We start from the raw sequence: 18,644 nt of genomic DNA, 5'->3' as shown, positions 1-18,644 counted from the left end.
GTGTGCCGGACGGTTCACGCGGCACACACCCGGTCGACGGCGTCGAGAACGCGATCGAGATCCGGCAGGTAATCGTCCTCCGCCCGCGCCGGCGGATAGGGGACGTTGTAGCCGCCGACCCGTTCCACGGGGGCCTCGAGGTCGTAGAAGCAGTGCTGCATGACCGTCGCGGCGATTTCGGCGCCCAGTCCGACGTTGACGGGCGCCTCGTGGACGACCACGACGCGTCCCGTCTTCGACGCCGAGCGGCACAGTGCGCCGGTGTCGAGCGGCGACAGCGAGCGGAGGTCGAGGACTTCCAGCGAACGGCCTTCGGAGGCGGCGACCCCGGCCGCGTTGAGCGCCACCGCGACCATGGGCCCGTACGCCACCACGGTGGCGTCGGAGCCCTCGCGCAGCACCCGGGCGCGCCCCAGCGTGCCGCCGTCGACGGGGCCGCCGAGGCCGACCTCGGCCCGGTCCCAGTAACGGCGCTTGGGCTCGTAGAAGATGACGGGGTCGTCGCACGCGATCGCGGCGCGGAGCAGGTCGTACGCGTCCTGGGGGTGGCCGCACGCCACGACGCGCAGCCCGGCCGTGTGGCAGAAGTACGCCTCGTTCGACTCGCTGTGGTGCTCGACCGCGCCGATCCCGCCCCCGACCGGGATCCGGATGGTGACGGGGAGCCGCAGCAGCCCGCGGGAGCGTGCCCGCATCTTCGCCAGCTGGCTGACGATCTGGTCGAAGGCGGGGTAGACGAAACCGTCGAACTGGATCTCGCAGACCGGTCGGTATCCGCGCAGGGCCAGCCCGATGGCCGTCCCGACGATCCCCGATTCGGCCAGCGGGGTGTCCACGACGCGGTCGCCGAACTCGTCGGCCAGGCCATCGGTCACCCGGAACACCCCGCCCAGGGAGGCGATGTCCTCACCGAGCAGAACCACCCGCTCGTCGTCGCGCATCGCCTGCCGCAGGCCCTCGTTCAGCGAGCGCCCGAGCGTGAGCGCGGTCGTGGTCGTGGCGGCCTCGTCCTGGGTGTCGTTCCCGGCCGAGGCGGCCGCGGGGGTGATGGTCACAGGAAGGACTCCAGATACGTCTCGAAGGCTTCGCGTTCGCGCCGCAGGGACTCGGGCTCCTCGCACAAGGTGGTGCGGAAGGTGTCGCTCAGGGACGGTTCCGGAAGGGCACGGCACTCCCGGCGCGTCCGCGTGGCCAGTTCCTCGGCGTCGGAGGCGACCGTGGCGAAGTAGTCCTCGTCGGCCCAGCCGCGCGCCGTGAGCAGCAGGCGCACGCGCTCCACGGGGTCGTGCGCCTGCCACCGGGCCGCCTCGGCGTCGTCTCGGTAGCGCTTGGGGTCGTCCGATGTGCTGTGTCCGGACATGCGGTAGGTGTGCGCCTCGATGAACCCCGGTGCGCCACCGGCCCGGACCCGTTCGACCATGCGCCGTGTGGCGGCGTGGACGGCCAGTACGTCGTTGCCGTCCACGGCCACCGCGTCGAGTCCGAATCCCTTCGCACGCTCCCTCAGCGGGCTCGCGTACTGCTTGCTCGCGGGTGTCGAGATCGCCCATCCGTTGTTCTGGCAGAAGAACACGACGGGTGCCGATGTCACCGCCGCCCAGTTGAGCGCCTCGCTGGCGTCCCCCTGGCTGGAGGCGCCGTCACCGAGGTAGGTGAACACCACGCTGTCGGCGGCGTCGTACCGGACGCCCATCGCATAGCCGACGGCGTGCAGTGTCTGCGTGGCCAGCACCAGGCTGTAGATGTGGAAGTGGTACCGCTCGGGGTCCCACGAGCCGTGGCTCGCGCCACGCCACTGCGACAGCAGTTCCGTCGGCGAGATACCACGGCACAGGGCCGCCACGTGTTCGCGGTAGGACGGGAAGACCCGGTCGTCCGCCCGGAGGGCGCGGATCGATCCGGCCTGTGCCGCTTCCTGCCCGAGGGACATCAGCCAGAGTCCCAGCTCGCCCTGGCGTTGCAGGGAGTACGCCTCCTGGTCGAGGCGGCGCCCGAGCACCATGTCGCGGTACAGCCCGCGGACCAGGTCGCCGGTCACCTCGAGCAGGTCCGCGGCCGCCTGTTCGTCCAGCGTCCCGGCCGGATCGACCAGCCGCAGGACGTCATCGGCGGAGGCCACCGCGGATGACGCACCGGAGTGTGTGCTCATCCGTTCCTCCAGCCGACCTTGACGACGTCGAGTGACCGGTTCAGGAACTTGACGAGGTGCCGCACCCTGGTCTCGTCCGTCGTGTCCACCTCGATGGTGATGCGCCGCAGCCCGTCGACGGGCGCGGCGACGTCCATGGTGAGCACGTCGAACTGGCGATGCGCCAAGATCAAGGCGACCCGGGCGACCGCCAGGGGCGTGGCGACGACATCGATCCGCAGTACGGCACCACGAGGGCGGGTGCGGGGCTTCAGGGCTTCTGAGGGGGCAGCGCGTGTCGCTGACTGTGTCGCGGCTGACATGCGGACACGTTGTCAAGGGCCCGATCCGTGCACAACACACGTGTGCGCAGCGGTGCGCAGGACGCTCTTCTCGGGAAGTCCATCGCGTCGAGAGTGATCGTTGAGGGAAGCGCTGCTTACACTTGCGGCATGTCGGCACCCGTACATCTCGACTCGGTCGATCTACAGATCCTGGAGTTGCTGCGAGCCGACGGGCGGCGCACCGTTCGTGACATCGCGCGCCTGGTGCAGCTTTCCCCGGCGCCGGTCCGGCGGCGCATCGCACGCCTGGAGGAGTCGGGGGTCATCACCGGCTACACGATCACGACGGATCAGGCCAAGCTCGGTCAGGGGCTTCAGGCGGTCACCGAGCTGCGTTTCACGGGTGACACGGATATCCACGACATCGTGGAGTTCGCCTCGACGCTGCCGGAGGTCGACGAGGTGCTGACGCTCACCGGCGATGTGGACGCGCTCGTCCGGTTGCACGTCGACAGCGTCGACGAGCTCCAGAAGGTGGTCAATCGGCTGCGTCGCAAGGGTGTCGGTGTGCTCCAGACGAAGACGCTGATCGTCATCGACTCCTGGCAGCGCGGAACGCCCGTACCCTGAGCTGGTCAGGGCACGGGCGTTCAGGGCGCGGCAGGGGGCTTCTCAGTCCTCCTCGTCGTCCATGAGGGCCAGCAGCGGCTCCCGCTCGTCCTCGGGGACGTAGCCCGCGTAGTACTCGTAGAGCTTGCGCCGCGAGATGCGGGCCGCCGCCGGGCCGTCCCCCTGCCGGATCGCCTCCAGCACCTCCTGGTGGTGCTGGAGCGACTCCCGCATCAGCGCCGTACTGTTGTGCGCATGGGCGACCTTGTCCGAGATCAGCGAGAGGACGGCGCCCCGGACCACCTGGTTGCACACCTCGATGAGGGAGTTGCGGCTGGCCACCGCCACCGCCTCGTGGAACGCGACGTCCGCCTTGCTGAACTCCTCGTACCCGGTCTCGATCGCGTCCGACATGACGGCGAGCGTCCGCTCCATGTCGGACAGTTCCTCCTCGGACCGCAGCCGGGCCGCCAGCAGGCTCGCCGACCCGTCGAGGATCATGCGGAACGAGATCAACTCGGCGATCGACACGTTGTCGAACTGGACGAGCCGGGCCATCTCCTTGGTCAGGCGAGCCGACGAGAACGGCAGGATCTCCGGGCCGTTCGGGTCCCCCGGGCGCGAGCGGACGAGACCGTTGCTCTCCAGCACGCGCAGGGCCTCCCGCACCGTGGGCCGGCTCGCCCCGAACTGCGTCACCAACTCCCGCTCACTCGGCAGCCGTTGCCCCGGCTTCAGGTCACCGCGCACGATCGCCTGCTCGATCTGTTCGACGATGCGCTGGTAGAGCCGTACCGGCGCGACCTGCCGGAACTGTGCCCCGTCGCTCAAGGCTTCTCCCCTTCGGGCGTGGTCGATGTCATCTTCTTCTCCCCCGTGGGCGCGCCATGGGCGTGATCCGGCCAGGCCGGGACCGCCTCGGCAGGCCGGTTCCGTTCGTACCATGCCGCCGCCCTCAGGACGCCGAGATCGTCGAAACGGCGGCCCGCGATCTGCACCCCGATGGGCCGGCCGTCCGCCGTCATTCCGCAGTTGACGGTCGCGGCGGGCTGGCCCGACATGTTGTACGGCGCGGTGAAACCGATGTGCGCCATGGTCTTCGCGTCCCCCGAGAACGGCATCGGCTGCTCGGCGGAGAACGCCGCCACCGGGGCCACCGGCGAGAGCACCAGGTCGTACGGGACGGTCGCCGCCACGGTCTGCGCCTGGATGCGCATGATCTGCTGGTAGCACTGGAGCACCCTGGTGCCGGGTATGTCCGCGCCGCCCTGACACCACCGGATGATGTGGGGGTGGACGCGCAGCCGGGCCTCGGGCGACAGGGCGCGGAAGTCGTTCCAGGACCGCACCCGCCAGAACAGGTCCAGGTCGTCCAGCAGCTCCTGGGTCATGAACGGCTCGACCGGCTCCACGACGGCTCCGGCCGCCTCGAAGACCTCGGCGGCGCGGCTCACCGCGGCGAGGATCTCGGCGTCGCTCGCCTCCCCGCAGCCCGCATTGAGGTGCACGCCCACCCGCAGCCCGCGGACCCCGCTCTCCAGCGCCGCCCAGTCGATGTCCTGCGGTGGCAGGCTCGTCCAGTCCCGGGGATCCGGTTGGCTCAGGACACGCATGAACAGGGCGGCGTCCGCCACGGTGCGCGTCATGGGACCGGCGGCGCGCCCCAGGTACGGGGCGTCCAGCGGGATCCTCCCGTAGCTGGGCTTGAGCGTGGCGAGGCCCAGCCAGGTGCCCGGCAGCCGGATCGATCCCCCGATGTCGGTGCCCACGTGCAGCGGGCCGTAGCCCCCGGCGGCCGCGGCCCCGGCACCGGAGCTGGAGCCGCCGGTGGTCCAGTCGGGGTTCCAGGGGCTGCGCGAGATGCCGTGCCTGCTGGAGACGCCCGAGGAGAGCATGCCCCAGTCCGGCATCACGGTCGATCCGAGTATCACCCCGCCGGATTCGAGGACCCGCGCGGTGATGGGGGCGTCCGACTCGGGGACGACCGGTTCGGTCCCCGCGTTGCCGGAGGGCATGGGGACGCCCCGGCGGGCGACGTTCTCCTTCAGGGTCACGGGCACGCCGTCGATGAGCCCGAGCGGCTCCCCCGCCGCCCATCGGGCCTCGCTGGCCTGGGCCGCCTTGCGGGACTCGTCCGGATCTCGCACCCAGAACGCGTTGAGCACACCTTCCCGCGCCTCGATCACCGACTGGACGGCGTCGTGGACCTGGACCGGCGACAGCGTGCGGTCGGCGAATCCGGCAACCATCTCCACGGCCGGCAGGGCGGCCAGGGTCTGTTCGGTGAGCACCCGCACTCTCCTTCTCCCCCAGCGACCGCTGGGTGGTGCCCCGGCGATCCCGGGGCGTTCGAACCCTTGACAGGAACAGCTTCAGTCGACACGGTACCTGGCAAGCGAGCTTACTGGTCAGGCCAGTAATAACGAAAGGTGGCGTCCATGACGCGGGACACCAAAGTCGTGCGGCTCGCGGTCATTCCCGGGGATGGAATCGGCCCGGAGGTCGTTGCGGCCACCGTGCCCGCGCTCCGGGCCGCGCTGGAGGCCGACGGCCACCGGCTCGATGTGACCGCATTCGACTGGGGAGGCGACCGGTACCTCCGGCAGGGCGCGGCCATGCCGGACGATGCGGCCGACCTCGTCAAGCAGACGGACGCCGTGCTGTTCGGCGCCGTCGGACGGCCCGATGTGCCGGAACACGAACTGGTCTGGGGGCTGATCATCGGCCTGCGGCAGCAACTCGACCTCGCCGTGAACATCCGCCCGGTGCGCGCCTTCCCCGGCGTTCCGACCAAGGTGCGCGACACCGACGGCGTGGACCTGGTGATCGTGCGCGAGAACACCGAGGGCGAGTACGTCGGCGCGGGCGGAGTGGCGCACGCCGGGAGCGGACACGATCTCGGGATCGAGGTCGCGGTGCACTCCCGCCGCGTCATCGAGCGGGCGGCGCACCAGGCCTTCGCCCTGGCGGGCCGCCGGTCGGGGCGGCTGTGCCTGGTGACCAAGTCCAACGCGATGCGCTACGGCTATCCGCTGTGGGACCGGGTGGTGCGCGAGGTCGGCGAGCGGTACCCGCAGGTCCAGCTGGAAACGGTGCTGGTCGACGCGATGGCCGCCCGCATGATCCAGGCTCCGCGCTCCCTCGATGTGCTGCTCACGAGCAACCTGTTCGGCGACATCCTGTCCGATCTCGCCGCGGTCCTCGCGGGCGGTATGGGCATGGCGCCCAGCGCCAATGTCCTGCCGGACGCGGAGGTACCGGGCATCTACGAACCGGTCCACGGCTCGGCGCCGGACATCGCCGGGAAGGGCGTGGCGAATCCGGTGGCCTGCATGCTCTCCGGCGCGATGCTGCTCGAGGACCTCGGACACACCGGCGCGGCCCGCCGCGTCCGCGACGCGGTGGCGGACACCTTGCGGGATACCAGGCACCACACGGCCGACCTCGGCGGCAGCGCGACCACAGCGGAGGTGGCAGCCGCCGTCCTGCACACCATGGAAAGCCAGGGGTAGAACATATGAGACATATCAGGCGGCTGACGCGGCACACCGGTATGGCCGCGGCCATGCTCGCATGCCTGCCGCTGGCAGCCTGCTCGGCCGGATCCTTGGCCACCGGTTCCACCGGGAAGAGCAGCGACAACCTGAAGATCGGCCTCGGTGCCGAGCCGGCCAACTTCGACTTCACCAAAACCGCAGGTAACGCCATTCCGCAGGCACTGCTCTACAACGTCTACCAGAACCTGGTGAGGCTGGACCAGTCCGGCAAGATACGACCCCAGCTGGCCACGTCGTGGAGCCTGTCCAAGGACCGCAAGACGTACGTGTTCCATCTGGTGAAGGACGCCAAGTTCAGCAATGGCGCACCGTTCACGGCCGAGGACGCCAAGTTCTCCATCGAACGCGTCACGTCCGACTGGACGGTGATACAGAAGTCCCAGATGGACGTCGTCGACACGGTGCGGGCGGTGTCGCCCACCGAACTGAAGGTCACCCTGAAAAGGCCGAGCAACGACTGGCTGTACCGGATGACCACCCGCGTCGGCGCGATGTTCAGCCGGACCGGCGTGAGCAAGCTGGCCACTGAGCCCGTGGGCACCGGCCCGTACGTGCTCAAGAAGTGGAACCGCGGCGACTCGATCACGCTGGCCCGCCGCGAGGGCTACTGGGGGCGCGAACCGCACTTCAAGTCGGTCACCCTCAAGTACTTCAAGGATCCGACGGCCATGAACAACGCGCTGCTCACAGGCACCATCAACGTGATCGGCGACATGCAGTCCCCGGACACTCTGTTCCGGTTCCAGAACAATCCGAAGTACAAGGTCATCGAGGGCTCGACCAACGCCGAGGTGCTCCTCTCCCTCAACAACAGCTCGGGCCCGATGCGGAACCGTAAGGCCCGTCAGGCAGTCCGCTACGCCATCGACCACAAAGCCCTGATGGACACCTGCTGGGCAGGCCGCGGCAAGCTCATCGGCAGCATGGTCCCTCCGACCGACCCGTGGTACCAGAACCTCACGAACCAGTATCCGTACGACCGGGACAAGGCAAAGAAGCTCCTCAAGGAGTCCGGCCAGGCCGGCCATACGTTGCGGCTGCGCATTCCGACGCTGCCTTATGCCATCGCGTGCGGCACCGTGGTCAAGAGTCAGCTGGAACAGGCCGGTTTCAAGGTCAAGCTCGACCAGCTGGAGTTCCCCGCCGCCTGGCTGAGCACCGTGTTCAAGAACGCCGACTACGACATGTCCATCATCGGCCACATGGAGCCCCGAGACATGCAGACCGTGTTCGGGGGCAACGGCTACTACACCGGCTACGACAGCCCTGAATTCCGCGCGTTGCTGAAGAAGGCGGACCAGGGAACCAAGAAGGAGCAGATCACCTACATGCGAGCGGCTGCCCGGCTTCTGTCCAAGGACGCCGCGGCCGACTGGCTGTTCCTGCTGCCGCAGCTGACGGTCGCGGACAAGGACATCACCGGCCTGCCTGTGAACTACGTCTCCGAGTCAATGGACCTCACCGGCCTGGGCCGGTCATGAAAGGCGGCCTCAACTCATGATTGTCCGTCTCTTCCAGCGGCTCGGGATCCTCCTGGTCAGCCTTGTCGTGAGCTCCGTGCTGGTGTTCGCGTTCATGGCGGTGCTGCCAGGGGATCCGGCCCGCGTCGCCCTCGGCACCAGCGCGTCGGACTCTGCCGTGGCGCAACTGCGCGGGGAGTTCGGGCTCGACCGGCCGCTCGTGGCCCAGTACTTCAGCTGGATCCACGGGCTGGTGACCTTCGACCCGGGCACCTCCTACATCTCCCACACGGAGATCGGCCCGCAGATCGCCGACCGCCTCCAGGTCACCCTGTGGCTCGTCGGCACCGGGATGGCGATCGCCTGCATCCTGGCGGTCCCCATGGGCATCCTCATGGCCGTCCGGCACCGCAGGCCCTCCGGGCTCATTCTCTCGGCCCTGTCCCAAGCCGGCGTGGCCGTCCCGGCCTTCCTCGCGGGCATCCTCCTGATCACCGTGTTCGCGGTGGGGCTCGGGTGGCTTCCGGCGAACGGCTGGACACCCCCGGCGCAGGATCCGGTCCTGTTCCTCAAACAACTGGTGCTGCCCGCGGTCTCCCTCGGAATGGTGCAGGGGGCAGTACTCACCCGCTACATCCGCAGCGCTGTGCTCGATGTCCTCCGGGAGGACTACCTGCGCACCGCTCGCGCCAAGGGACTCCGCCCGACGCAGGCGCTGGTGCGGCACGGCCTGCGGAACGCGTCGGTGCCCGTGGTGACCGTCCTGGCGTTGCAGCTCGCCACGCTGCTGGTGGGCGCCGTCGTCATCGAACGGGTCTTCGTCATCCCCGGGCTCGGGAGCCTGCTGCTGGACAGCGTCTCCAACCGGGACCTCATCCTGGTGCAGGACGTGGTCATGATCATTGCAACGGCGGTGCTGCTTGTGAACTTCTTGGTGGACATGGTCTATCTGATGATCGACCCGCGGCTCAGGGGAGGCGCGTCATGACTGTTCTGGACACGGAATCGGTCGTCGCGTCCGCGGCGCCCGACGACCGGCGACGGCGCCGCCCGATGACGGGCAGCCTCTTGGTGGGCGGTTTCATCGTCATGGTCGTGTTCGGCCTGGCGCTGCTGTCCTTCGTGTGGACCCCGCACGACCCGACTCTGGTGAACACCTCAGCGCGGCTGGAGAAGCCGTCGCTGGAGTACTGGTTCGGCACGGACAAATTCGGCCGCGACGTGTTCAGCCAGATCCTGATGGGCTCGCGCACCACACTGTTCGTCGGCTTCGTGGCGGTGGGGGTCGCCGCCGTGGTCGGAGTGCCGCTCGGTATCGTCGCCGGAATGGCGCCCGGCTGGCTCGGTGAGCTGCTGATGCGCGGCAACGACCTGCTTCTCGCCTTCCCGGCGCTCCTGTTGGCCATCATGTTCGCCGCGGTGTACGGCGCCAGCACACTGGTCGCGATGGTCGCCATCGGCATCGCGTCCATACCCCATTACGCCCGGTTGATCCGCGGCGGCACGCTGCAGGTCATGAAGACCGAATACGTCATCGCCGCGCGCGCGGCGGGCCGCGGGCCGTTCTCGATCGGCCTGCGGCACGTCCTGCCCAACGTCAGCAGTCTCGTCATCGTGCAGGCGTCGGTCGGTTTCGCCATCGCCGTACTCGCCGAAGCCGCGCTGTCCTTCCTGGGCTTCGGAACCCCGCCCCCCACACCGTCCTGGGGCCGGATGCTTCAGGAGAGCCAGGAGATGCTGTCGGTCGCCCCCCGGCTCGCCGTGTTTCCGGGCATCGCGATCGCGGTGGTGGTGCTGGGATTCAACCTGCTCGGTGACGGCCTGCGGGACCGTTTCGACCCCAAGCTGGAGGACCACCGATGATCCCGGCACCTGACACGGCACCGGCCTCCGGACCGGGCTCCACCGAGGGCCGCGATGATGTGCTGACCGTGCGGAACCTCAACGTCGCGGTGGGCGGTCGCAAGCTCGTCGAAGACGTCGACTTCACCATCCGGGCCGGCGAGCGGGTCGGCCTGATCGGCGAATCGGGCTCGGGCAAGTCGCTGACCGCGCTGAGCGTGATGGGCCTGCTCCCCGAGGGGCTGCGGACCACGGGCTCGGTGCGGCTCGCCGGGGTCGGCCACGACCTGGTGGGTGCCGACGAGGCGCGGATGTCCCGGGTGCGGGGCAAGGAGATCGCCATGGTCTTCCAGGAGCCCATGACCGCCCTGAACCCCACCATGAAAGTCGGGCGGCAGATCGCCGAGGTGCTGCTGATCCACCGGACCAGGCCCGACCGCGCGTCCGCCCGCGCCGCCGCCGTGGAACTGCTCGCCCAGGTGGGGCTTCCCGACCCCGCCACCGCCGCGGACGCCTACCCGCACCAGTTCTCGGGAGGTCAGCGGCAGCGGGTGGTCCTGGCCATCGCCCTCGCGAACGACCCCGCGCTCCTGGTCTGCGACGAGCCCACCACCGCGCTCGACGTCACGGTGCAGGCGCGGGTGCTCGACCTCATCGTGCGGGGTGTCCGGGACCGCGAGTCGGCCATGCTCTTCATCACCCACGACCTGGCCGTGGTGGCCACCGCCTGCGAGCGGGTCATGGTCATGTACGGCGGGCGGGTGGTCGAGTCCGGCCCGGTCCGGGAGGTGTTCACGCGCCCCCGGCACCGCTACACCCAGGGGTTGATCGGCGCGTCGGACCTGACCGCGGTCGACGACCGCGGCCGGCTGGTGACGATCGGCGGGTCGGTTCCACCGGCGGGCCAGTTCCCCGCCGGATGCGTCTTCAGAAACAGGTGCGCATCCGCGACCGAGACGTGCGCCACCCGGCCGGAATGGGTCCCGACCGGGCCGGACTCCGGCTACGCCTGCTTCCACCCGGCATCCGAGAGCGGCGCGCACAAGGCCGGCGTACCCATGAACCAGGAGGCCGGACGTGGCTGAGCAACCGACCAGCGCCACCCCCGCACCGGGGTCGCAGACCGACCCCGTGGACGCCATCAGCGTCCGCGACGTCACGCGCGACTACCGACGGCCCCGTACCTCGCTGCGCCACCCCAGCCCGCCGGTGCACGCCCTGCGCGGCGTCAGCTTCACCGTCCCCCAGGGGCAGCGGTTCGGCATCGTGGGCGAGTCGGGGTGCGGCAAGTCGACCCTGCTGCGGATTCTGGCCGGGCTGGACCGCCCCACCAGCGGCAGCGTCGCGATCGACGGCCGGGACATCACCGGGCTCCGGGAGAGGCAGCTGAAGTTCGTCCGCGAGCGGCTCCAGCTCGTGTTCCAGGACCCGATGAGTGCGCTGGACCCGCGCATGCGCGTCGGCGACATCGTGGCCGAGCCACTCGTCGCGCAGGGGCACGGGAACCACCGTGAGCGGGTGGCCGAGCTGCTCGAGGCCGTCGGCCTGCGGGCCGACGCGGCGAACCGGTATCCGCACCAGTTCTCCGGCGGCCAGCGGCAGCGCATCTCCATCGCGCGTGCTCTCGCCCCCCGTCCGAAGATCATCGTGGCCGATGAGCCGGTGAGCGCCCTGGACGTGTCCGTACGGGCCCAGGTGCTCAACCTCATCGCCGACCTCGTCGACGAGTTGTCCCTCACACTGGTCTTCGTCTCCCACGACCTGTCCGTGGTCCGGCATGTCTGCGACCGGGTCGCGGTCATGCACGGCGGGCAGATCGTGGAGACCGGGGACACGGAGCAGGTGTACGAGGACCCGCAGCATTCCTACACACGCAGGCTGATCGCCGCCGTTCCGACTCTGGGCAAGGCACTGTCCGGGGTGTCGGCGGCCGACCTCAACCGGGAGTACCAACCGTGACTACCCACGTCAAACCCCCCGGCGGCGAAAGCCCCGTGGTGAGGGAGTTTCCCGAGGGTCTTCCCATCGGCGACAGCTGGGTGGAGGCACCCGCCGCCGAGGACGTCCGCTTCCCCTACGACGGGACGCTCGTGGCGCGGGCCCCGGTCGGTGACACCGGCCTCGCGCACCAGGCGGTGGACGCGGCCCTCGCGGTCCGCGAGCGGGTCGGCCGGCTCCCCTCGCACACCCGCAGGGCCGCGCTGCTCGCGGCCCACGAGGCCATCACCTCCCGGCGCGCGGACTTCGAGCGGCTCCTGGTCCTGGAGACCGGCAAGCCGCTGGTCGACTGCCGTGTCGAAGTGGACCGCACCTTGCTGACGCTGCTCACGGCGGCCGAGGAAGTGGCCCGGCTGCACGGGGAGACGGTGCCGCTGGACCTGCTGCCGTCGGGTGAGGGGCTGCTCGGCTTCTGGACCCGCAAGCCGATCGGCGTGGTGGTGGGCATCTCGGGCTTCAACTACCCGCTGCTGCTCTCCGCGCACAAGATCGCGCCGTCGCTCGCGGCCGGCTGCCCGGTCATCGTCAAGCCCGCCCCGCAGACGCCGCTGGCCACCCTGTGGCTGGTGCACCTCCTCCGCGAGGCCCTCCGCGCCGGCGGCGCGCCGCAAGCCGCGGTGCAGCTGGTGACCGGCGGCCCCGAGGTGGGTGTCGCGCTGACCACCGACCGCCGGATCGGGGCGGTGTCCTTCACCGGCTCCGCCGGCGTGGGCCACCGGATCGCCCGGGACGCGGCACCCACCAAGGTGCTGCTCGAACTCGGCTCCAATGCCGCCCTGGTGGTGGCCGCCGACGCCGACCTCGACGCCGCCGCCGATGCGGTGGTGCGCGGCGGGTACTACGCGTCGGGCCAGGCGTGCATCAGTGTGCAGCGGGTCATCGTGGTGGAAGACGTGCGGAAGGAGTTCGTGGCCCGCCTGACGGAGCGAGTGGCCCAGGTGGTCGTGGGTGATCCCCGTGATCCGGCGACCAGGGTCTCGGCACTCATCGACAAGCGGTCCACCGAGCGGGTCTGCTCATGGCTGGAGGAGGCGGTGGAGGCAGGAGCTTCGCTGGTGGCAGGAGGCAAGGTCACCGACGGGGTGATCGAGCCCGCCGTGCTGCTCGACGTGGACCGCGCCCTCACCGTCTGGAACGAGGAAGTCTTCGGCCCGGTGGTCGCGATACGGTCCGTCCCCGATCTGGAGACGGCCTTCGACCTGGTCAACGACTCGCGCTACGGACTGCACGCGAGTGTCTACACCAGCGCCCTCGACACGGCGTTCGCCGCCCTCGACCGCCTGGAGGTGGGCGGAGTGGTGGTCAATGAGGTTCCCGGCTTCCGATCCGACGTCATGCCGTACGGCGGCGTGAAGGACTCCGGGGCCGGACGGGAGGGCCCGAGGTTCGCCATCGAAGAGCTCACCGTCACCCGTATGGCAGTGATCCGTCCGACGACAACGAAGCCGTGAGGGACCATGCAAGCGAATGACCGCACCGATGCGGTGGACACCTACTCCCGCCTCTTCAGGCTCGACGGCCGCAAGGCTGTCGTGGTGGGCGCCGGGAGCGGAATCGGCCGCGAGAGCGCCCTGGCCCTCGCCGCGCAGGGCGCCACGGTGGTGTGCGCCGACCGTGACCTGACCGCGGCCGAGGAGTCGGCGTCGATGGGGAAGAACCTCTCCGCGTACGCCCTCGACGTGCTCGATGGCGAGGCGGTCGCGCGTGCCTCCGAGGAGCTCGGAGCCGTCGACGTGCTCGTCTTCACCGCCGCGACGAACGTGCGCAAGAGCCTGCTCGACTACACCGCGGAGGAGTTCGAGCGGGTCGTGGCGCTCAATCTGCGCGCCTCCTTCGACCTGGTGCGGGCGTTCGGCCGTGGCATGGCCGAACGCGGCAGGGGCAGCATCATCGGCTTCAGCTCGATCCGCGCGGTGGCCGTCGAGCCGGGACAGGGGGTGTACGCGGCCACGAAGGCCGGCCTCGTCCAGATGCTGCGGACCGCTGCGGCCGAGCTGGGCCCGTCGGGCGTGCGGGTGAACACCGTCGCCCCGGGCATCGTGGACACACCACTGACCTCGCAGATCAGGGCCGTACCGGAGTGGTCGGAGGCCTACGCGACCAAGAGCGCCCTGGGCCGCTGGTCCCGGCCGGACGAACTGGCCGGCGCCGTCGTCTACCTCGCGTCGGACGCTTCATCCTTCGTCACCGGGAGCCAGCTTTTCGTGGACGGAGGGTGGACGGCGATCGACGGACGCTATACACCGCCCAACTGACCGGACGCCGACGGGTTCTTGCCCGCAGGTCCAAACCAATGCACCTGTTCGGCGGTGAGGCCGCCGACGCCGGCCGGAGGCCACTAACGGTGGCCATGTAGAGGGCGTGTTGTCACCGCCGCCGGCATCGCGATCACAGCGATGCCGGCGGCGGTGGCGTGTGGGTGGGCCGACGGATGGGCGCAGCGTCCCACCGACGGAGCTCAGCGCTGCTCGACCGGACGGGATCGGGTCGGCGGCATCCTTGACCGCCGATTTCGGGGGTGTCAGCGGTACGTTGTGGTGAGCGGTCGCCGGGGCCGCGTGTTGCGGGAAGGCTGTGCGGCGGCTGTCCTGCCGCGACGGATCCCCTCCCGCAACGGCTGCCCCACGGGCCGCGGCGCCAGGGGCAAGGCACCGTCGGCCGGGGGCGGGCTGTCCGCCGAGCGGCGGGAACGAACCATGACGCTGATTTCTCCCGCGGGTCGCAGCGTCAGGCCCGGGCGAACGGGGCGTCGGCGCCGTCCGCCGCTCGCCCGGGCGGAACGTCGGCCAGACCGTGGTTCTGCTCCAGTGCGTGCGCCGCGCCGATGACCACCCCGTCATTACCGTGGCTGCCCACGAGCATCATGCCGACCGGCAGACCGTCGACCAGACCGGCGGGGACGTTCAACGCGGGGTGCCCGGTGTGGTTGAACGCACAGGTGTTCGCGATGAGTCCGGGGTCGAGGGCCAGTTCGGTCAGCTCGACCACCGAGGCGTCGGCATCGGGCAGCGGCGGCGCCGTGGTGCGGACGGTGGGCAGGACGAGGACGTCGACGTCCTCGAGCAGCTGGTCGTACTGCTGACGCAGGCGTATCGCCAGGTTCTGCGCCTTGGCGTAGTAGTGGCCGCCGTAGACATCCCACAGGTAACCGCCGACGGTCGCCGCGTATTTGACGCTGGCGAACAGCAGATCGGAGTGGAGCGCCCGGCCGCGGGCCGCCGCCAACGCCACCTCGGCGTCGTAAAAACCCTTGCCGGGCAGCCCGATCCCGTTGCCCTTCAGCATGAACTGCGCCCCACCCTGTAGCAGCACCGAGGAGTGGATGTCCATGGCATAGGAGTGCAGCGGCGCCGAGACGTCGACGATCTCGGCACCGAGCGAGGCCAGCAGGGCCACGCGCGCCCGTACGGTCTCATCAACGGCGCTCGGCGCTTCATCGGCGGTGAATCCCTCCGCGAGCACGCCCACGCGCAGCCCTCGCAGCGAATCCCCCAGCATGTCGCCGTATGCCGGTACGGGGGTCTGCGCCCGCTGGCGCGGGTCGAGACCGCCGTCGAAACCCGCGATCACTTCGAGCAGCGCCGCGAGGTCCCGGGCGTTCCTCGCCATCGGCCCGACGTGGTCGACGCTGGGATCAATCGGCAAGCAGCCGGTGTACGGCACCAGGCCGTAGGTGGGCTTCAGCCCGTAGATACCGCACTGCGCAGCCGGGATCCGGATCGAACCGCCCTGGTCGGCGCCGATTCCGATGTCACAGGCACCACTGGCGACCAGTGCCGCGACGCCGCTGGAGGAGCCTCCGGCAGATCGGGAAGTGTCCCACGGGTTGCGGACGAACCCGTCGGCGGAGGAGACGCTCGCACCCGACAGGCACAGGTCTTCTGTCGTCCCGATGCCGGTGATCCGGCCGCCGGCATCGAGTACCCGGGTGACGATGGTCGCGTCGTAGGAGGGTGTATGTCCCCGCAGCAGCGGGGACCCACCGCCCATCGGAACGCCGGCCACCGGGATCATGTCCTTCAGCGCCACGGTCCGGCCCGCCAGCCGCCCGGTGGCGGCCCCTCGCACATCGCAGCGGACCGCCCACGCATTCAGCGGATTGTCCTTCGCGTCCGGTCGCTGCGAACCCGCCCTGGGGTAGCGGACCGGCGGTTGGTGGCCGCTCACCTCGTCCAGCCTCTCGCACGCCCGGAGCGCGCCCTGTCCGAGGGTGAGCATCATCCGAAGCTCGTCGTCGTCCATCGTGAGCCCGGCGTTCTCCGCGGCTCGTCTGACCGCGTCGAGGGAAAGTGGCGGAAGTGTCATCTCTGCTCCTTTGGGTGCGTGGAACTGGAGGAGGTGAGCGGGAGCGAATCAGTCGATCCGCTCGAAGGGTTCCTCGCTCTCTTCGTCCGGTGCGACCGTGAAGACGACCTTCTCGAACTTTCCGGTGAACGCGAATTCGCCGTCATAGCTCGGTGAGGAGGGCGACAGGGTGTCCCGTCCGACGTCGAGGCCCTGCCACCCGAAGAAGTGCGGGAGGACCCGCGGAATGATCTCGTCGCCGACCGGCCTTCCTGACACGTACAGGTGTCCAACGCCCTGCATGTCACCGGTCTTGACGAATTCGAAGGTCAGCTCGGCCGGGCCGGTCGGAAGTTCTTCCTCCGAGGTCACCGTGTACCGGGTGCCGAGGAAGTTGTACTCGTAGACCAGCCGGTTGTCCTTGACGTACAGGACGTATCCGCTGCTGATGTTGCCCAGGGACACCAGGACACCCTCGTCCGACGCGGTGGCCCGGTCGACGAACGCGGTGATGCGGTGTGCGCGGTTCATCACCGGTGGCACCGCGGCACCGGGCAGATGGGCCATGCCGGGGTAGTAGGTGAAGGTGGTGCGCTTGCGCGGAGAGCCGGGACGCGGAATCTTCGCCCGGAGGGCGAATCCTTGGTCGTCCAGCGGCAGCACATCGTATTTTCCTGCTTCCACCCAGAAGCGGGAGATCATCTTCTGTAGTTGCTCGGGCCGCGCCTGCGCCAGATCGTTGCATTCCGAGAAGTCGGTGTCGTGGTGGTAGAGCTCCCACTGGTCCGCGTCGAAGGACGTTCCGCGTTCGTGGTAGGCGACGGCCTTCCAGCCGTCGTGCCAGATCGCGCGGTGCCCGAACATCTCGAAGTGCTGGGCTTCCTTGCGCGTCGGCGCGGTCGGCGAGTCGAAGGTGTAACCCATGCTCACACCGTGGATCGGCATTTGCGGGATGCCGTTGTAGACCGCGGGAGCTTCCAGACCGAGCAGTTCGAACAGGGTCGGGACGATGTCGCTGACGTGGTGGAACTGCTGCCTGATCTCGCCGGTACGCGGCAGCCCCCGGGGCCACTGCACGATGAGCGGGCAGCGGACGCCGCCTTCGTGGGTGTTCTGCTTGTAGCGCTTGAACGGCGTGTTGCCCGCCTGTGCCCAACCCCAGGGGTAGTTGGCATGAGCGCGCGTGGTGCCGATCTCATCGATCCGCGCGAGCATCTCCTCGAAGTCCTCGGGCAAACCGTTCTGATACGCGGTGGGGTTGAGCGACCCCTTCTGCCCGCCTTCCTGGCTGGCCCCGTTGTCCGAGAGCAGGATGGTGATGGTGTTCTCCATCCGGCCTATCTGCTCCAGGAACTCCATGAACCGGCCGATGTGGTGGTCGGTGTGGTCGACCATCGCCGCGTAGGCTTCCTGGAGGCGTGCGGACAGCTTCTTCTCGTCGTCCGGCAGCTCGTCCCAGGGAAGGACCCCGGGGTTGTGCGGCGCCAGTTCGGTGCCCTCCGGCAGGATGCCCCGTTCGATCTGGCGGGCGTGCCGGGTGGCGCGCTCGACGTCCCAGCCGTGGTCGAACCGGCCCCGGTACTTCTCCAGGTATTCCTGGGGGGCCTGGTGCGGGGCGTGCGCCGCGCCGAAGGCCATGTACATGAAGAAAGGTTTCTCCGGAGTGACCGACGTCTGGTCCCTGACGAATTCGATCGCCCGGTCGACGATGTCCTCACTGAGGTGATAGCCCTCTTCCGGGCTCTTCGGCGGATCCACCGCGTGGTTGTCGTAGAACAGCTCCGGATAGAAGCTGTCCGTCTCGGCTTCCAGGAATCCGTAGTAGCGCTCGAATCCGCGGGAGAGCGGCCACTGGGTGTACGGCCCGGACGCGGTGGTCTGCTCCATCGGCGCCAGGTGCCACTTGCCCACGGCCATGGTGTTGAAGCCGTTGTCGCGCAGCACCTCGGGCAGTATCGCGGCGGCCTTGGTGATCTGTCCGCGCCCGCTGGGGAAGCCGGTGTCGAAGTTGGACAGCATGCGCATACCGACGGAGTGGTGGTTCCGGCCGGTCAGCAGGGAGGCGCGGGTCGGCGAGCACAGCGTGGTGGTGTGGAAGTTGGCGTAGCGCAGGCCGCCGGTGGCGAGGGCGTCCATGGCCGGGGTGTCGATGTCCGAGCCGAAGCAGCCGAGGTCCGAGAAACCGACGTCGTCGAGCACGATGACCACGACATTGGGCGTGCCCTCGGGAGGCGTCGGTTGCTCGGGCCACCACGGAGTCGACTCCTCGTAGGTGGTGCCGATCTTGCCTTGAAAGGTCCCGCTCGCGGACGGCGGGGGCGGAGAGGCGTTGGTCATCCAGGACGCTCCTTTGCGCGGCCGGCAGGCCCCTGGAGACTCCGGGACGCTGCCCAGGTTAACTGGCCTTACCAGTAATATGGGCGTCAGTCTCACCGCTCCCGTTGCCTGTGTCAACCACCGTGACCCCCCTTGCTGGGGGCCG

16 protein-coding genes are annotated in these 18,644 nt (G+C 69.4%); 9 read left to right on the top strand and 7 right to left on the bottom strand.

Going from position 1 to position 18,644, the window contains the following annotated elements:
• Positions 1-14 precede the first annotated feature (14 nt).
• The 3 genes from LCH29_RS04160 to LCH29_RS04150 all read right to left on the bottom strand — a co-directional run bounded on the left by LCH29_RS04160 (position 15) and on the right by LCH29_RS04150 (position 2,451).
• Entirely contained in the window at positions 15-965 is a 951-nt protein-coding gene (locus LCH29_RS04160) for an alpha-ketoacid dehydrogenase subunit beta (protein ID WP_446460566.1), read from the bottom strand.
• Positions 966-1,051: 86 nt separating this feature from the next.
• The gene (locus LCH29_RS04155) at positions 1,052-2,149 is read right to left on the bottom strand and encodes a thiamine pyrophosphate-dependent enzyme (RefSeq protein ID WP_446460315.1); all 1,098 of its coding nucleotides are present in this window, start codon (positions 2,147-2,149) and stop codon (positions 1,052-1,054) included.
• Positions 2,146-2,451 carry an ACT domain-containing protein gene (locus LCH29_RS04150; RefSeq protein WP_446460314.1) on the bottom strand — a complete coding sequence of 102 codons (306 nt, stop codon included), beginning with the start codon at positions 2,449-2,451 and terminating at the stop codon, positions 2,146-2,148. Before LCH29_RS04150 ends, LCH29_RS04155 begins: the two co-directional genes overlap by 4 nt.
• Positions 2,452-2,580: 129 nt before the next feature.
• On the opposite strand from LCH29_RS04150, the gene LCH29_RS04145 reads away from it, so the two are divergent.
• Positions 2,581-3,042 carry an Lrp/AsnC family transcriptional regulator gene (locus LCH29_RS04145; protein ID WP_123100770.1) on the top strand — a complete coding sequence of 154 codons (462 nt, stop codon included), beginning with the start codon at positions 2,581-2,583 and terminating at the stop codon, positions 3,040-3,042.
• A 42-nt stretch (positions 3,043-3,084) separates the two neighbouring features.
• On the opposite strand, the gene LCH29_RS04140 is transcribed toward LCH29_RS04145, so the two are convergent.
• Both LCH29_RS04140 and LCH29_RS04135 read right to left on the bottom strand, forming a co-directional pair.
• Positions 3,085-3,852: a FadR/GntR family transcriptional regulator gene (locus tag LCH29_RS04140; protein ID WP_446460313.1), complete on the bottom strand. Its 768-nt coding sequence runs from the start codon at positions 3,850-3,852 to the stop codon at positions 3,085-3,087.
• On the bottom strand, positions 3,849-5,312 hold the full coding sequence (locus LCH29_RS04135; RefSeq protein ID WP_446460312.1) for an amidase: 1,464 nt from the start codon (positions 5,310-5,312) through the stop codon (positions 3,849-3,851). Before LCH29_RS04135 ends, LCH29_RS04140 begins: the two co-directional genes overlap by 4 nt.
• A 147-nt stretch (positions 5,313-5,459) precedes the next feature.
• On the opposite strand from LCH29_RS04135, the gene LCH29_RS04130 reads away from it, so the two are divergent.
• Genes LCH29_RS04130 through LCH29_RS04095 form a run of 8 tightly spaced genes read left to right on the top strand, consistent with a single transcriptional unit; the run spans position 5,460 to position 14,133 of the window.
• On the top strand, positions 5,460-6,533 hold the full coding sequence (locus LCH29_RS04130) for an isocitrate/isopropylmalate dehydrogenase family protein (protein ID WP_446460311.1): 1,074 nt from the start codon (positions 5,460-5,462) through the stop codon (positions 6,531-6,533).
• Positions 6,534-6,538: 5 nt separating this feature from the next.
• On the top strand, positions 6,539-8,059 hold the full coding sequence (locus LCH29_RS04125) for an ABC transporter substrate-binding protein (protein ID WP_446460310.1): 1,521 nt from the start codon (positions 6,539-6,541) through the stop codon (positions 8,057-8,059).
• Between the two features lie 16 nt (positions 8,060-8,075).
• Positions 8,076-9,026 carry an ABC transporter permease gene (locus LCH29_RS04120; protein WP_446460309.1) on the top strand — a complete coding sequence of 317 codons (951 nt, stop codon included), beginning with the start codon at positions 8,076-8,078 and terminating at the stop codon, positions 9,024-9,026.
• On the top strand, positions 9,023-9,901 hold the full coding sequence (locus LCH29_RS04115; RefSeq protein WP_446460308.1) for an ABC transporter permease: 879 nt from the start codon (positions 9,023-9,025) through the stop codon (positions 9,899-9,901). The genes LCH29_RS04120 and LCH29_RS04115 overlap by 4 nt, the downstream gene beginning before the upstream one ends.
• Positions 9,898-10,965, top strand: a complete 1,068-nt coding sequence (locus tag LCH29_RS04110; RefSeq protein ID WP_446460307.1) for an ABC transporter ATP-binding protein — start codon at positions 9,898-9,900, stop codon at positions 10,963-10,965. Before LCH29_RS04115 ends, LCH29_RS04110 begins: the two co-directional genes overlap by 4 nt.
• A complete protein-coding gene (locus tag LCH29_RS04105; protein WP_446460306.1) occupies positions 10,958-11,839 on the top strand; it encodes an ATP-binding cassette domain-containing protein in 882 nt (293 codons plus the stop codon). Before LCH29_RS04110 ends, LCH29_RS04105 begins: the two co-directional genes overlap by 8 nt.
• Positions 11,836-13,329 (top strand): aldehyde dehydrogenase family protein, encoded by a 1,494-nt coding sequence (locus LCH29_RS04100; RefSeq protein ID WP_446460305.1) that lies wholly within the window; start codon positions 11,836-11,838, stop codon positions 13,327-13,329. The genes LCH29_RS04105 and LCH29_RS04100 overlap by 4 nt, the downstream gene beginning before the upstream one ends.
• A 6-nt stretch (positions 13,330-13,335) precedes the next feature.
• Positions 13,336-14,133, top strand: a complete 798-nt coding sequence (locus LCH29_RS04095) for an SDR family NAD(P)-dependent oxidoreductase (protein WP_446460304.1) — start codon at positions 13,336-13,338, stop codon at positions 14,131-14,133.
• Positions 14,134-14,605: 472 nt separating this feature from the next.
• Here LCH29_RS04095 and LCH29_RS04090 read toward each other — a convergent pair whose 3' ends face one another.
• Positions 14,606-16,183 carry an amidase gene (locus LCH29_RS04090; RefSeq protein WP_446460303.1) on the bottom strand — a complete coding sequence of 526 codons (1,578 nt, stop codon included), beginning with the start codon at positions 16,181-16,183 and terminating at the stop codon, positions 14,606-14,608.
• Between the two features lie 48 nt (positions 16,184-16,231).
• Positions 16,232-18,499, bottom strand: a complete 2,268-nt coding sequence (locus tag LCH29_RS04085; RefSeq protein ID WP_446460302.1) for an arylsulfatase — start codon at positions 18,497-18,499, stop codon at positions 16,232-16,234.
• Positions 18,500-18,644: the final 145 nt, after the last annotated feature.

This window comes from Streptomyces sp. BRA346 (genome assembly GCF_052851135.1).
The sequence above is the reverse complement of the archived record's forward strand: the minus strand, read 5'-3'. Positions and strand labels throughout refer to the sequence as shown.

Coding starts and splice junctions, on each gene's coding strand:
- LCH29_RS04155 (WP_446460315.1), bottom strand. CDS start 2,149: ATGAGCACACACTCCGGTGCGTCATCCGCGGTGGCCTCCGCCGATGAC.
- LCH29_RS04150 (WP_446460314.1), bottom strand. CDS start 2,451: ATGTCAGCCGCGACACAGTCAGCGACACGCGCTGCCCCCTCAGAAGCC.
- LCH29_RS04145 (WP_123100770.1), top strand. CDS start 2,581: ATGTCGGCACCCGTACATCTCGACTCGGTCGATCTACAGATCCTGGAG.
- LCH29_RS04130 (WP_446460311.1), top strand. CDS start 5,460: ATGACGCGGGACACCAAAGTCGTGCGGCTCGCGGTCATTCCCGGGGAT.
- LCH29_RS04125 (WP_446460310.1), top strand. CDS start 6,539: ATGAGACATATCAGGCGGCTGACGCGGCACACCGGTATGGCCGCGGCC.
- LCH29_RS04120 (WP_446460309.1), top strand. CDS start 8,076: ATGATTGTCCGTCTCTTCCAGCGGCTCGGGATCCTCCTGGTCAGCCTT.
- LCH29_RS04115 (WP_446460308.1), top strand. CDS start 9,023: ATGACTGTTCTGGACACGGAATCGGTCGTCGCGTCCGCGGCGCCCGAC.
- LCH29_RS04110 (WP_446460307.1), top strand. CDS start 9,898: ATGATCCCGGCACCTGACACGGCACCGGCCTCCGGACCGGGCTCCACC.
- LCH29_RS04095 (WP_446460304.1), top strand. CDS start 13,336: ATGCAAGCGAATGACCGCACCGATGCGGTGGACACCTACTCCCGCCTC.
- LCH29_RS04090 (WP_446460303.1), bottom strand. CDS start 16,183: ATGACACTTCCGCCACTTTCCCTCGACGCGGTCAGACGAGCCGCGGAG.
- LCH29_RS04085 (WP_446460302.1), bottom strand. CDS start 18,499: ATGACCAACGCCTCTCCGCCCCCGCCGTCCGCGAGCGGGACCTTTCAA.